15 protein-coding genes are annotated in these 13,285 nt (G+C 54.1%); 10 read left to right on the top strand and 5 right to left on the bottom strand.

Annotation, left to right across the window (positions count from 1 at the left end):
- The first annotated feature begins 33 nt into the window (after positions 1 to 33).
- Complete coding sequence (locus tag JKK62_RS15025; RefSeq protein ID WP_201428616.1) at positions 34 to 855, top strand: hypothetical protein; 822 nt, start codon at positions 34 to 36, stop codon at positions 853 to 855.
- Between the two features lie 78 nt (positions 856 to 933).
- Here the strand turns inward: JKK62_RS15025 and JKK62_RS15020 are convergent, their stop codons facing one another.
- Positions 934 to 1,362, bottom strand: a complete 429-nt coding sequence (locus JKK62_RS15020; protein WP_201428615.1) for an RrF2 family transcriptional regulator — start codon at positions 1,360 to 1,362, stop codon at positions 934 to 936.
- 283 nt (positions 1,363 to 1,645) lie between these two features.
- Here JKK62_RS15020 and mnmA point away from each other — a divergent pair, with 283 nt between their 5' ends.
- Positions 1,646 to 2,698 (top strand): tRNA 2-thiouridine(34) synthase MnmA, encoded by a 1,053-nt coding sequence (gene mnmA, locus JKK62_RS15015; RefSeq protein WP_201428614.1) that lies wholly within the window; start codon positions 1,646 to 1,648, stop codon positions 2,696 to 2,698.
- A gap of 115 nt (positions 2,699 to 2,813) precedes the next feature.
- Here mnmA and JKK62_RS15010 read toward each other — a convergent pair whose 3' ends face one another.
- Both JKK62_RS15010 and cysK read right to left on the bottom strand, forming a co-directional pair.
- Positions 2,814 to 3,350, bottom strand: a complete 537-nt coding sequence (locus JKK62_RS15010) for a TIGR04002 family protein (protein WP_201428613.1) — start codon at positions 3,348 to 3,350, stop codon at positions 2,814 to 2,816.
- Between the two features lie 114 nt (positions 3,351 to 3,464).
- Complete coding sequence (gene cysK / locus JKK62_RS15005; protein WP_201428612.1) at positions 3,465 to 4,397, bottom strand: cysteine synthase A; 933 nt, start codon at positions 4,395 to 4,397, stop codon at positions 3,465 to 3,467.
- Positions 4,398 to 5,023: 626 nt separating this feature from the next.
- On the opposite strand from cysK, the gene rimP reads away from it, so the two are divergent.
- From rimP to truB, 8 genes are all read left to right on the top strand, one after another.
- Complete coding sequence (gene rimP / locus JKK62_RS15000; protein WP_201428611.1) at positions 5,024 to 5,503, top strand: ribosome maturation factor RimP; 480 nt, start codon at positions 5,024 to 5,026, stop codon at positions 5,501 to 5,503.
- Between the two features lie 168 nt (positions 5,504 to 5,671).
- Complete coding sequence (nusA, locus tag JKK62_RS14995; RefSeq protein WP_201428610.1) at positions 5,672 to 6,760, top strand: transcription termination factor NusA; 1,089 nt, start codon at positions 5,672 to 5,674, stop codon at positions 6,758 to 6,760.
- 125 nt (positions 6,761 to 6,885) lie between these two features.
- Positions 6,886 to 7,149: an RNase P modulator RnpM gene (gene rnpM, locus JKK62_RS14990; protein WP_201428609.1), complete on the top strand. Its 264-nt coding sequence runs from the start codon at positions 6,886 to 6,888 to the stop codon at positions 7,147 to 7,149.
- The gene (locus JKK62_RS14985; RefSeq protein WP_201428608.1) at positions 7,142 to 7,444 is read left to right on the top strand and encodes a L7Ae/L30e/S12e/Gadd45 family ribosomal protein; all 303 of its coding nucleotides are present in this window, start codon (positions 7,142 to 7,144) and stop codon (positions 7,442 to 7,444) included. Before rnpM ends, JKK62_RS14985 begins: the two co-directional genes overlap by 8 nt.
- 12 nt (positions 7,445 to 7,456) lie before the next feature.
- Positions 7,457 to 9,841 carry a translation initiation factor IF-2 gene (gene infB, locus JKK62_RS14980; protein WP_243411877.1) on the top strand — a complete coding sequence of 795 codons (2,385 nt, stop codon included), beginning with the start codon at positions 7,457 to 7,459 and terminating at the stop codon, positions 9,839 to 9,841.
- Between the two features lie 106 nt (positions 9,842 to 9,947).
- A complete protein-coding gene (gene rbfA, locus JKK62_RS14975) occupies positions 9,948 to 10,334 on the top strand; it encodes a 30S ribosome-binding factor RbfA (RefSeq protein WP_201428607.1) in 387 nt (128 codons plus the stop codon).
- Entirely contained in the window at positions 10,312 to 11,259 is a 948-nt protein-coding gene (locus JKK62_RS14970; RefSeq protein ID WP_201428606.1) for a DHH family phosphoesterase, read from the top strand. Before rbfA ends, JKK62_RS14970 begins: the two co-directional genes overlap by 23 nt.
- Positions 11,256 to 12,143, top strand: a complete 888-nt coding sequence (gene truB / locus JKK62_RS14965; protein WP_207752207.1) for a tRNA pseudouridine(55) synthase TruB — start codon at positions 11,256 to 11,258, stop codon at positions 12,141 to 12,143. The genes JKK62_RS14970 and truB overlap by 4 nt, the downstream gene beginning before the upstream one ends.
- 115 nt (positions 12,144 to 12,258) lie before the next feature.
- Here truB and JKK62_RS17860 read toward each other — a convergent pair whose 3' ends face one another.
- Positions 12,259 to 12,360, bottom strand: a complete 102-nt coding sequence (locus JKK62_RS17860) for a putative holin-like toxin (protein ID WP_279380640.1) — start codon at positions 12,358 to 12,360, stop codon at positions 12,259 to 12,261.
- Positions 12,361 to 12,525: 165 nt separating this feature from the next.
- The gene (locus JKK62_RS14960) at positions 12,526 to 13,227 is read right to left on the bottom strand and encodes a DUF6062 family protein (RefSeq protein ID WP_201428605.1); all 702 of its coding nucleotides are present in this window, start codon (positions 13,225 to 13,227) and stop codon (positions 12,526 to 12,528) included.
- Between the last annotated feature and the right edge of the window lie 58 nt (positions 13,228 to 13,285).

The following is a 13,285-nucleotide window of genomic DNA, read 5'->3' as shown; positions in this document are numbered from 1 at the left end:
TTCGCGTTGACGATGTAATGAAAGGAGAGCGTCATGAAACGAAACAACATCTTGACTTATCTGCTGTTTGCGTTGACCGCTTTCTTTCCTGTATTATATTTAGGATATTCGCTCTTTTTGAAGGGCTACACGATATTGTTCAAGAGCCTGACGCTTTGGGCTGACGTACTGAATGTGCTGTTGATCGGTATTTGTACCGCTATGCTGATATGCAAGGACAAACGGATCGGAAAGGTCGCGAAAACCATGCTGATCCTGTCTGTTTTTCTGCTGCCGATCGACAGATATCTGATGGCACGCGTTTTGAACAATTCAAATATCGTAGTCGGCACATGGGAGACAGCGATCTACCTCGTTTCGGCTATCGTGATGATTATTACGGCTTGTTTCTATATCAAAAACGAGGGTTTGACAATATTGGTCGTTCTGGCTTTCGGTATCATATTCGCGTTCAGTGGCTTTTTTACTTTAGGATCATATTTGTTCAGCTATCAAAACCCGCGCGATATCGCCGATATCCCCGCGCCGGACGGGATACACCACGTCAGAGTGGTCGAGTACGCGGATGACGATGACGTTAATTGGTTGTATAAAGCTGTCTATTCATACAACAGCGCGGAGAGCTTTTCAATCGGCTCGATCGAATTCGTGAAGGATTGGAAGTTTATTGAGCATTATCGTAACGAAGATGGTCGGAAGGTTCTCAAAGATGGAGTTTGGATTGAACAACATGACACTTCTCTCGACGAGAATACGGATATCATGTTCAATGATAACGGAACGATCACCGTAAAGGATAAGACCTATACCTATAACGGAGAGCGGGTCACCGAGCCACCTGAGCCGCCGCTGTAGGCTAAGAACGCAGAAAACGCCCTTCCTTTCGGAGGGGCGTTGTTGATGATGAGCCTTCCCCTCAAGGGGAAGGCTTTTTTAAATCACATAATTATCCGCGGTCTCGGTTTGGGCGAGGTCGGCGATGGAAATGCCGTCAAAATATTTGTTCGTCATGTCATAAAAGCCCTGCCACATCTTCAGGGTGCGACATTCCGCGGCACGGGGGCACGGATCCGCGTCGGGGGCTAAGCACGCGACAGGCGCGAGGTCGCCCTCGGTCAGGCGCAGTACCTCGCCGACGGAGTATTCCTCGGGCGAGCGGGTCAGCTTATAGCCGCCGCCCTTGCCGTGTACGCCCGCGATCAGCTTCGCCTTGGTCAGTGTCGGCACGATGCGCTCCAAATATTTCAGCGACAGCTCCTGTCGCGCGGCGACGTCCTTCATCGGGATGTAGGAGCCGTTATTGTGTTCGGCAAGGTCGATCAGTACGCGCAGCGCGTAACGTCCTCTGGTAGATACTTTCATGCTTGTTCATCCTTTTCAAAACGGTCATTGCAAACCGCCTATAGGCGGTATAAGTTTTAATACCTTTATACTATTATACCACAGGTTTGGTAGGTAAATCAAGCATATCTTTTGACTCTTTACACTTTTTCCGTTTTCATATATAATATGCGTATATTATGCTGTCATTGCGGGGGACGCGATTTGCTGAGGTTGAGATTACCACGTCGGAACTTTGTTCCTCCTCGTAATGACGATCCGTATGCGTCCCGCGGTATCTCAACCTATCACAAACGAGGTAACTATGAAAGCACTGATTGCGATGAGCGGAGGCGTGGATTCCTCCGTAGCGGCATTATTGATGAGCGATTGTGAGCGGATCGGATGTACGATGCGCCTGTTTGATAAAGAAGACGATGATAATCCCAAGTCCTGCTGTTCTCTCAAAGAGGTCGAGGACGCGCGCGCGGTATGTCACCGCATCGGGATCCCGTATTACGTGTTCAACTTTACCGAGGATTTTGAAGAGAAGATCATCGGCAAATTCATCGATTGCTACCGCCGCGGCGTCACGCCCAATCCCTGTATCGACTGCAACCGCTATATGAAATTCGACAAGCTCCTGCTCCGTGCGCGGGAGCTTGGATGCGATTTGGTCGTGACGGGTCATTATGCCCGCGTCGAGGAAGAAAACGGAAAATATCTGCTGAAAAAGGCGCTCGACCCCGCCAAGGATCAGAGCTATGTGCTTTATTCGCTGACGCAGGAGCAGCTCCGTCATATCCGATTTCCGCTCGGCGGATTGAGCAAGGACGAGGTGCGCCGTATCGCAGCGGAGCACGGCTTTGTCAACGCGAACAAGCCCGACAGTCAGGATATCTGCTTTGTGCCCGACGGCGACTATGCTGCTTTTATCGAGGAAAAATGCGGCGCCATGCCCACCGGCGATTTCGTCACGGTCGACGGCAAGGTGCTCGGACAGCATAAGGGTATCTCGCACTACACCATCGGTCAGCGCAAGCACCTCGGCATCAGCGTCGGCGCCCCGATCTATGTGGTGAAGATCGACGCGGAGGATAATAAGGTGGTGCTGGGTGATGAAAGTCATCTGTTTACCACAACGGCAACGGTGGATGACTTCAACTGGATCGCGGGCGAGATACCGGCCGAACCCGTGCGTTGTAAAGCGAAAACGCGTTACCGCCAGCAAGAACAGCCCGCCACGGCATATCCCAACGCGGACGGCAGTGTGACGGTGATCTTCGACGAGCCGATCCGCGCCATCACCCCGGGTCAGGCATGTGTGATGTACGACGGCGACGTCGTATTAGGCGGCGGCGTGATTATCAGTGGTTAGTGATTAGTGACCAGTGATCAGTAACCGGTAATGGCAAACAGAATGTATAGTATTAACTGACCACTAACCACTAAACCCTGTTCACTAAAAAAGAGCCTCATCCGAGGCTCTTTTTCTATTTGTTCAGCATCCGCTTTTTGATATCCGCTTTATCGAACGCGGCGGCGATCAGGATGAAGATCAGCGCCGAGGCGAGCGCCTGGATGCCGTTCTCCGGCATTTTCCATAACGCGTTGACCAGTGCGCTTTGGAAGCTGTCGCCCGCCAGAAGCTGACGGATCAGCTTGGAGAGAGAATAGCCGACCACCGTGACCAGTCCCGAGGGGATGGTCATCAGAGCGTTGCGCTTGGTCAGCAGCTTGTTATCCTTGGCGCTGAAAAACACCGCGTTGAGCGCCTTGATGATGATGGTGTAGATGATGGTCTCGGGGTAGACGAGCAGGTCGGCGATTCCGCCGCCGATCGCCGACGCCGCCATCGCGTAGGGCATCGGCAAAAAGCACGCCGTCAGATAGATCATCGAGTCACCGAGGTGGACATAGCCGCCGGTGGGGGTCTTGATTTGTACAAACGCAGTCATCACCGCGATCATTGCCGCAAACATTGCGGCGATCACAATGTGCAGGGTATGCGAAGAGTGTTTTGTGTTCATATCATATACCTTCTTTTTATATGGTTGAGATTGCCACACCGCCTGTTGGCGGCTCGCAATGACAAATTATGAAAACGGCTTCGGTGTTGCCCGAAGCCATTTCTTTCAATCGTTTCAGTCCTGGAACAGCGGAGTGGAAAGATAGCGGTCGCCCGTATCCGGCAGAAGGACGACAATGTTCTTGCCCGCGTTCTCGGGACGCTTCGCAAGCTCGATCGCCGCGAAGAGCGCCGCGCCGGATGAGATACCGACCAGTACGCCTTCGTTCTTGCCGACGAGCTTACCCGCGGCGAACGCGTCGTCGTTTTCGACAGCGATGACCTCGTCATAGACCTTGGTGTTCAGCACATCGGGCACAAAGCCCGCGCCGATACCCTGGATCTTATGCGCGCCCGCGGTACCCTTACTGAGTACGGGGGAGGAAGCGGGTTCCACAGCAACGATTTTGACATCGGGATTTTTACTTTTCAGATATTCGCCTACGCCGGTGACGGTGCCGCCTGTGCCGACGCCCGCGACAAAGATATCGACCTTGCCGTCGGTGTCCTCATAGATCTCGGGACCGGTGGTCGCGATGTGCGCGGCAGGGTTGGCGGGATTGACGAACTGACCGGGGATGAACGCGCCCTCGATCTGAGCGGCAAGCTCATCCGCTTTGGCGATCGCGCCCTTCATGCCCTTGGTGCCGTCGGTGAGCACCAGCTCGGCGCCGTAAGCCTTCATCAGCTGTCTGCGCTCCACGCTCATGGTCTCGGGCATCACGATGATGATGCGGTAGCCTCGTGCCGCCGCGACAGCCGCCAGACCGATACCGGTGTTGCCGGAGGTCGGCTCGATGATGACGGAGCCTTCCTTAAGAAGTCCCTTTTCCTCCGCGTCATCCAGCATCGCCTTGGCGATACGATCCTTGACGGAGCCCGCGGGGTTGAAGTATTCGAGCTTCGCGAGGAGCTTTGCGTTGAGATGGAGTTTCTTTTCGATATTGCTCAGTTCGAGCAGGGGGGTCTTGCCGATCAGCTGATCAGCGGATGTATAAATGTTAGCCATAATGGTTCTCCTTATTATATAGTATCAATTTTTATTTGTAAAGCCTTATTGTAGGGGAGGGGCTTGCTCCTCCCGAAATGATTTATGCTAACTCAACCCTATACGAAAGGAATAAAACTTTCACTATAGGGCGCGGCGGGAGCAATTCCCCGCCCTACGATGATGGTTCGTCAACATCGAAAGCCGCTGGTATACATGGATTATATCACCTCGGATGTTCATTTACAACCTACCTAACAAGTAGGATGGTTGTATTATATGCCATCACGATCGATTTGTCAACACTTTTTTGAAAAATAATCAAAAACACGTTTGTTCCGCTATGTATATTTGGTGAGCATTTACTTGACAATAACAGGCAGAAGTGATAAAATAAGCTACAGTAAGATATGTTAACGTAAAGAGTGGGTCTTGACGGACCCGCTCTTTGTTATTGTTAACACGCTTTGGTATATCATTGAAATGTACTCGATTTGTGTCAGCACTGCGGCGACCTCAATCAATGATTCGGGGTCCCCGAAAAGCCCCGCTTTTTGGGGAGAGGAAGAGTTGCGACACGAGCACGATAGGGATCATCCTTGATCGCTATCAGCGAGTACAGCCAACGATGACGAAGGAGTGATACTTTGGCGAACAGTAAAGGAAAGAATACGGTGTCCGTTGTCGAAGAAATCGCCGTGCCGATCGCCGCGGACTTAGGTCTGCGCATCTGGGATGTGCGCTATCTCAAAGAGGGCTCGCAATGGTTTTTGCGGGTGTTCATCGACAAAGACGGCGGCGTGGATATCAACGACTGTGAGAATATGTCCCGCGCGCTGGACGCGCCGCTCGATGAGCTGGATCCCATCGCCGGCGAGTATATCCTCGAGGTCAGCTCCCCCGGTATCGAGCGTGAGCTGATCCGCCCCGAGCACTTTATGCAGTACATCGGCGCGGATATCATGGTCAAGATGATCCGACCGCTCGACGGGATCGGCAAGGAATTCAAAGGCGTGTTGACCGCCTATGAGGACGGGATGGTCACCATCACCGACCACAGCGGCGAGAACACCGTGACGATCAGCAAAAAGGACGCGGCTTATATCAAGCTCGACGACTTTGACTAATTAGGAATGAGGAGTTAGGAATTAGGAATTGCGGGTGGGCTTTGCCCACACCCGATTAATATGACACCATAAATATGATGGTTAATGAGAAGGACAGCGTATCCGATGGAACACTGACCGCTGATCACTAACCACTGAACACTGTATAGAAAGGTCTGATTTGGAAAAATGGCAAGCAACAAAGAGCTCTTTGAGGCGCTGCGGCTCCTCGAGAAAGAGAAAGGAATCCCCGCTGAGTATATGATCACTCAGATCAAAAAGGCGATCGTTACCGCGTGCAGAAACCTCTACGGCGGCAATGAAAATGTTGAGATCAAGATGGACGCGGATAAAAACACCTTCTCCGTCAAGCTGCTCAAAACAGTAGTCGAAGAGGTAGAGGATGAGAACTACGAGATCTCGCTGGAGGACGCCAAGCTCATCTCCAAGCGCGCCGCTGTCGGCAAGGAGATCGGCATCCCGCTCGAGCCCAAGCAGTTCGGACGTATCGCGGTACAGACCGCGCGTTCCGTCATCCGTCAGGGTATCCGCGACGGCGAGAAGGATCAGATGCTCGTTGAGTTCCAGAGCAAATCGCAGGAGATCGCGACGGCGACCGTAGAGCGCGTCGATCCGATCACCGGCAACGCGACGCTGAAATTCGGCAACGCGGTCACCGTGCTGCCCAAGTCCGAACAGATCGAGGGCGACGACCTCCGCGAGGGCGACACCGTCAAGGTGTATGTCGCGGGCGTCAAGGAGACCGAACGCGGTCCGCGCGCGATCATCTCCCGTACCCATCCCGATTTTGTCAAGAGATTGTTTGAGAAAGAGATCCCCGAGATCTATGACGGCACCGTCGAGATCAAGTCGATCTCCCGCGAGGCAGGCTCCCGCACCAAGATGGCGGTCTTCTCCGAGGACAGCGAGATCGACGCGGTCGGCGCCTGCATCGGTACACGCGGCGCGCGTGTCAACACCATCGTCGACGAGCTGTGCGGTGAGAAGATCGATATCGTCCCCTACAGCGACGATCCCGCCGAGTTCATCGCGGCGGCGCTGTCACCCGCAAACGTGGTGAAGGTCGAGCTCGCCGAGGACGGCACCAAGGCGTGCAAGGCGACCGTTCCCGACGGTCAGCTCTCGCTGGCGATCGGCAACAAGGGTCAGAACGTAAGACTGGCGGCTAAGCTGACCGGTTATAAGATAGATATCCGTCCCGAGTCCGGTTTCTGGGGCGAGGATACACAAGACGAAGACGACAAGGAAACCGAATGATATGCTGTCACAGGCTCCCTTTGGTAAAGGGAGCTGTCGCCTGAAGGCGACTGAGGAATTGTATAAATGTCTGAGCGTGAGCGAGTGACATAATAATACAATGTGACACAAAGAGGAGAATCTTTATGGCTGAGCGAAAAATACCGCTTAGAAAATGTATCGGATGCACAGAGATGAAGGATAAGCGCACGCTGGTCCGCATCGTCCGCAACAAGGAAGGCGAGATTTCCGTAGACTTCACGGGCAAGAAGCCCGGTCGCGGCGCGTATATCTGCAAAAACGTCGAATGTCTGAACAAGGCGGAAAAGGCAAAACGTCTCGAACGCGCTTTTTCGGCAAAGATCGAGCCTGAGATCTACGATACCATGAGGAGAGAAATCGGTGAATAACGACAGATTACTGAATTTTCTCGGCATATGCAAGCGGGCGGGGATGTTGCTCTCCGGCGCTGAGACCGTCACCAAGGCGGTCAATGAGGGTAAGGCGAAACTGGTGCTTTACGCAGAGGATGTATCCGATAACAGCCTCAAGGGCGTTATCAAAGCGGCTGATGTACATCGCATCCCCGCAAAAAGGATCCCCTACCGTAAAGAGGAGTTGAGCTTCGCGCTCGGCAAGCATTGCGGCATCGTCTGTACGACGGATCCCGGCTTTGCCAAAAAGATGATCGAACTCACGAACTAAGGAGGAATTACCATGGCTATTATGATTAAATATAAAGTCAAAGAGGTGGCCACTGACCTTGACGTCGCGACCAAAGAGGTTGTATCCGTGCTCAAAGATAAGCTCGGCGTCGATAAAAAGGCAATGACGACCCTGAACGAAGAGGAGCTCAACTTCATCTTCGATTACTTTACACAGAAGAACGCGGTCAGCGATCTTGCTCCGTATTTTGCGGTACGCGATCAGGCGATCCGGCAGAAGGAGGAAGAGGCGGCTAAGCGCAAGGCTGAGGAAAAGAAGCGCCGTGAAGAGGCGAAGGATCAGCTGCGTCCCGATTCCGCTAAGAAAAGCGGTAAGGTGCAGGCAGCTCCCGCTCAGCCTAAGAAGGAAAAGGTCGACAGGACCGCGGATATCGATCTGAAATCCGAGATCAAGAGTAAGCGCGGCACCGGCCGTATCGTCGACACCGGCGCGGCGGAGGTCAATGTTGACCGTTATAATCAGAAATATGACGATCTCGCTCTCGACAAGGTCAAGAACGAGAACAATATGTCATCCAAGAAGCAGAAGATCAACCAGCGCTCCAAGCAGCGCAACCGCCGCTCCGCGAAGCGTGAGACCGAGCGCGAGCGTATGGCGCGTATCGAGAAGGAGCGTAAGGCGAAGAAGATGACCGTCCTGATCCCCGACGAGATCTCTGTCGGCGATCTGGCACTGCGCCTGAAGGCGACGGTCGCCGAAGTCGTCAAAAAGGCGTTCCTCATGGGTACGATGGTCACCGCGAACGATGTGGTCGACTTCGACACCGCGTCCCTGATCGCGATGGAGTTCCACGCGAAGGTCGAGAAGGAAGTCGTCGTCACCATCGAAGAGCGTATCATCGACGACAGCGAGGATACCGATGACAATCTGGTCGACCGCGCTCCGGTCGTCGTTGTCATGGGTCACGTCGACCACGGTAAGACCTCTCTGCTCGACTATATCCGCAACGCACACGTTACCGACACCGAGGCGGGCGGTATCACCCAGCACATCGGTGCGTATCGCGTCAATATCAACGACCGCGACATCACCTTCCTCGATACCCCGGGTCATGAGGCGTTCACCACCATGCGTGCCCGCGGCGCTCAGGTCACGGATATTGCGATCCTCGTCGTTGCCGCGGATGACGGTATCATGCCGCAGACGGTCGAGGCGATCAACCACGCGAAGGCGGCGGGCGTATCCGTCATCGTCGCGATCAATAAAATGGATAAGCCGGGCGCGAATCCCGAGCAGGTCAAGCAGCAGCTCACCGAATACGAGCTGATCCCCGAGGAGTGGGGCGGCGATACGCCCTGCGTGCCCGTATCCGCCAAGACCGGTATGGGTATCGACGATCTGCTGGAGATGGTACTGCTGGTAGCCGATATGAAAGAGCTCAAAGCCAATCCCGACCGTGCCGCGAAGGGTACTGTCATCGAGGCGCGTCTGGATAAGGGCAGAGGCCCTGTGGCGTCCATCCTCGTACAGAACGGTACGCTGCGCACCGGTGACATCGTCGTAGCCGGCATGGCGGTAGGTCATGTCCGCGCGATGACCGACGATAAGGGCAGACGCGTCAAAGAGGCCGGCCCCTCGATCCCGGTCGAGATCACCGGTCTGGACGACGTCCCCACCGGCGGCGATACCTTCAACGCCGTCACCGACGAGCGTCTGGCACGCGAGCTGGTCGAACAGCGTAAGCATGAGAAAAAGGAAGCCGAGTTTAACGCCCGCACCAAGGTCACGCTCGACAACCTCTTCGATCAGATGAAGCTCGGCGAGGTCAAGGAGCTCAAGATCATCGTCAAAGCTGACGTACAGGGTTCCGTTGAGGCGGTTCGCCAGAGCCTCGAGAAGCTCAGCAACGAAGAAGTCCGCGTCAACATCATCCACGGCGCTGTCGGCGCGGTCAACGAGAGCGACGTCATGCTCGCGAACGCGTCCAACGCCATCATCGTCGGCTTCAATGTACGTCCCGACGCGAACGCTCAGGCTAACGCCGAGCGCGACGGCGTGGATATGCGTATGTACCGCGTCATCTACGACTGCATCGAAGAGATCGAGAGCGCGATGAAGGGTATGCTCGCGCCCAAGACCAGAGAGGTCATCCTCGGTACCGCCGAGGTACGCGACGTCATCCGCATCAAGTCGATCGGCAACATCGGCGGCTGTTATGTCAAGAGCGGTAAGATCCAGCGCGGCGCAGGCGTTCGCGTTGTCCGTGACGGTATCATCATCGCCGACGACACCATCGGTTCTCTCCAGCGCTTCAAGGACAGCGTCAAAGAGGTCAACGAGGGTTACGAATGCGGTATCGGTCTGGAGAAGTACAACGATATCAAGGAAGGCGATATCTTCGAGGTATTCACCATCGAGGAGTATCGCGAGGACTAATATTAGTGAATAGTGAATGGTGAATAGTGAATAGTTGTGGGAGGGCGTTGCCCTCACCCGATTGATATGCTGTTCAACAAAATGATTATTCAGAGGATAAGTATATATGGCAAATCATAGAATAGACAGGATCACCGAGGATGTGAAGCGTGAGCTGACGGCGATTTTCCGCGAGCTCAAGGATCCGAGAGTGAATTCATGCTTTTTGTCCATCGTGCGCGTCGAGGTGACCAACGACCTTTCCTACTGCACGGTGTACGTCAGCGCGCTGGAGGGTCTCGACTGCGCGAAGGCGGCTGTCAAGGGGCTCAAGAGCGCCGCGGGATATATCCGCAGAGAACTGGGGCACCGCCTCCGTCTCCGCCATGTTCCCGAGCTGATCTTCACTCCTACCGACTCCATCGAGTACAGCGCTGAGATCTCGCGTATCCTGAACAGTCTGGATATCCCGAAGGATGAGGAGGAACCTGATGAAACAGATAACGCTCAGTGAGGTCGCTTCGCTTCTTTCACAGCACGATGATTTTAAAATACTGACCCACAGCTATCCCGACGGCGATTGTCTCGGCTGCGGCTACGCGCTGGCGTTCGCGCTGCGTAAGCTCGGCAAGCGCGCCAATGTCGCTGTGGACGGCAAGCTGCCCTCCAAGTTCACCTATCTGGTGAAGAACTACGAGGAGCAGGATTTCACCCCCGCGTATATCGTCAGCGTAGACGTTGCCGCGCCCGCGCTGCTCGGCGAGAGCGTGATGGAGGGTGTGGATCACATCGATCTTTGTATCGATCACCACGGCACCAACAGTCTGGACGCCGACTGCAAATATGTAGACGATACCGCCGCGGCGGCAGCCGAGATCATCTGGGAGATATTGGAACTGCTCCATGTCGAGATCGACGAGGATATCGCGGCGGGCATCTATACCGGCGTGTCCACCGACACCGGCTGTTTTCTCTACACCAACACTACGCCGCAGACCCACAGGATCGCGGCTCAGGTGATGCCCTACTGCAACTGGCAGGAGATCAACAACATCAATTTTGTGATCAAGACCCGCGCCAAGCTCAGGATGGAGCGTCTGGTTTACAAGACCATGGAGTTCCATGCCGCGGGACAGTGCGCGATCATCTACACCACCCTCGCGATGTGCGAGGCGCTCAAATCGGGCGATGATGAGATGGAAGGCCTGGCGAATATCCCGCGCCGTATCGAGGGCGTAAAGATCGGTATCACCATGCGTGAAAAGCCGGGCGGTGTGTTCAAGATCTCCGTGCGTACCAACGACGGTATCAACGCGGCTGAGTTCTGCCGACAGTTCGGCGGCGGCGGTCATCCCGCGGCGTCCGGATGCTCGATCGAGGGCGACCTCGGCACCGTGAAAAAGATATTGGTTGACGCGGCAGAGGCATATCTGCAATGAACGGCGTCATCCTGATACATAAGGAGAAGGACTTTACCTCCTTTGACGTCGTCGCCGTAGTGCGCAAGCTGACAGGACAGAAGAAGGTCGGTCATACCGGCACGCTCGATCCCAACGCGACCGGCGTACTGCCCGTACTGCTCGGCACGGCGACCAAGGCGCAGGATATCATTCCCTGTCACGATAAGCGCTATCGCGCGGATTTCCGATTCGGGATCGCGACCGATACGCTGGATATCTGGGGTAAGGTCATAGAGCAGCAACCATCCGACATCACAGAGGAGCAGATAGAAGGAGCCCTCGGCTCCCTCAGGGGAGAGATCGAACAACTCCCGCCCATGTACTCCGCTGTCAGCGTCGGCGGCAAACGGCTCTATCAATACGCCCGCGAGGGCAAAGAGGTCGAGCGCCGCCCCCGCAAGGTCACCGTCTATTCATTGGAACTCATTTCTTTTGATGAAGCGGCGCAAAGCGGCACGCTCGATATCTACTGCTCCAACGGCACCTACATCCGCACGCTCATCGACGATTTGGCGCACGCGCTGGGTACGGTCGGCGTGATGACGGATCTGGTGCGGTATGAGGCGTGCGGTTATCCGCTCGACGACTGCATGACGCTCGATGAGCTGCGCCAAAGGATCGACAGCAGCGACGCCTCCTTTTTACACAGCGTCGAAAGCATTTTTATGACCTATGACGAGGTCGTGGTCAGCGATAAGCAGGCGCACCGTTTTGTCAACGGCAATCCGCTGGATATCGTCCGCACACCGCTGCGCGACTATGCCGGTGACAAAAAAATATTCCGCGTGAAAGACAGGCAGGGCGCCTTCCTCTCACTCGGAATCATCGACGGCGATAGCTTGAAGCTCTATAAGCACTTTTGATTCAGTATTACTTGACAATCGATAAAGCTATGCTATAATATAAGAACAAGGAGCTATCCGATAGACGGTTAGCCCAAGGTGATTTTTCTAAAAATAACTGCCCGGGCAGGGGCGGTTATTTTTTATGCGTAAACATTAATATTGTAAAAACAAGAGTAATGATAGCGACGATAAACATAGCGAATGCAATCAAGTCGCTATATGTAACGTACTGCATAACAATCCCTCCTTTACAAATGTATCAGAGGGACGTGCCCTCTGTAGAAAAGAGGGTTTAACCGCCTACCGTATATGGAGATAACTCCTTGCGAAACCAATCATATCAAACAACTGAGTAATTGTAAATGATTACATCAATATCGTAATAGTTGTTTCAAAACCATTACGTTAGATTCTCATTCACCGGATAGGACGTCAGAAAGCGCACAGAGCGCTCGATGGCGTCCTTGCTGTTTTTATAATCGCCGCCCTGATTGCGGTAGTCAAACATACTCGCGAAGTGGGTCACATCGTCGTACAGCGTGTCCATATAGCCCTTGGAGAGCTTGTTGGTCACTTCACAGAACTCCTTGAACGTGCTTTTGTCCATCGCCTTTTTGTTGGCGTTGCCCATCACGAGGGCATAGTGATCCAGACAGATGAAATCCTGATCCTGATACTGCTTGCGGAATTCGGGGTCGGAGCCGTACTGCACATAGACGGTCGCGAGCAGATGCAGGATATCGTGCTCGATGCGGTCGCAGACATAGCAGGTGCGGTCGTTCTCGCGGATCGCGGCGAGCATCTTTTTATCGGGGAGATCGGTGTTTTTCTTCGGGAACACCTTCTTGCGCAGCTCGTCGATGTGCGTCTGGAGCAGCAGCGCGTTCGACAGGCGCGGACCGTTGTTGACCATCATCGAAAAATGGCGGTGGCAAAAGCCCACACGGTTGGTTTTGACGCGGACGTCGGGCGCCATCATCGCGGCGCCGGTGATGTACTCGACATACTGCTCCTCGAGCATACGGTGCATCCGGCAGATCGGGCAGCCGTCGGTATCGGTGAACAGTTCGGTGATCGGGATGGTAGTGATATTCGGCTTCATGGGAACCTCCTTACGCGGACAAATAGACATATCGCGGATTATAATAAAATTATTATAG

This window comes from Ruminococcus difficilis, assembly GCF_016680995.1.
Note: the sequence above shows the minus strand (reverse complement) of the source record. Positions and strands in the feature narration are given on the sequence as shown.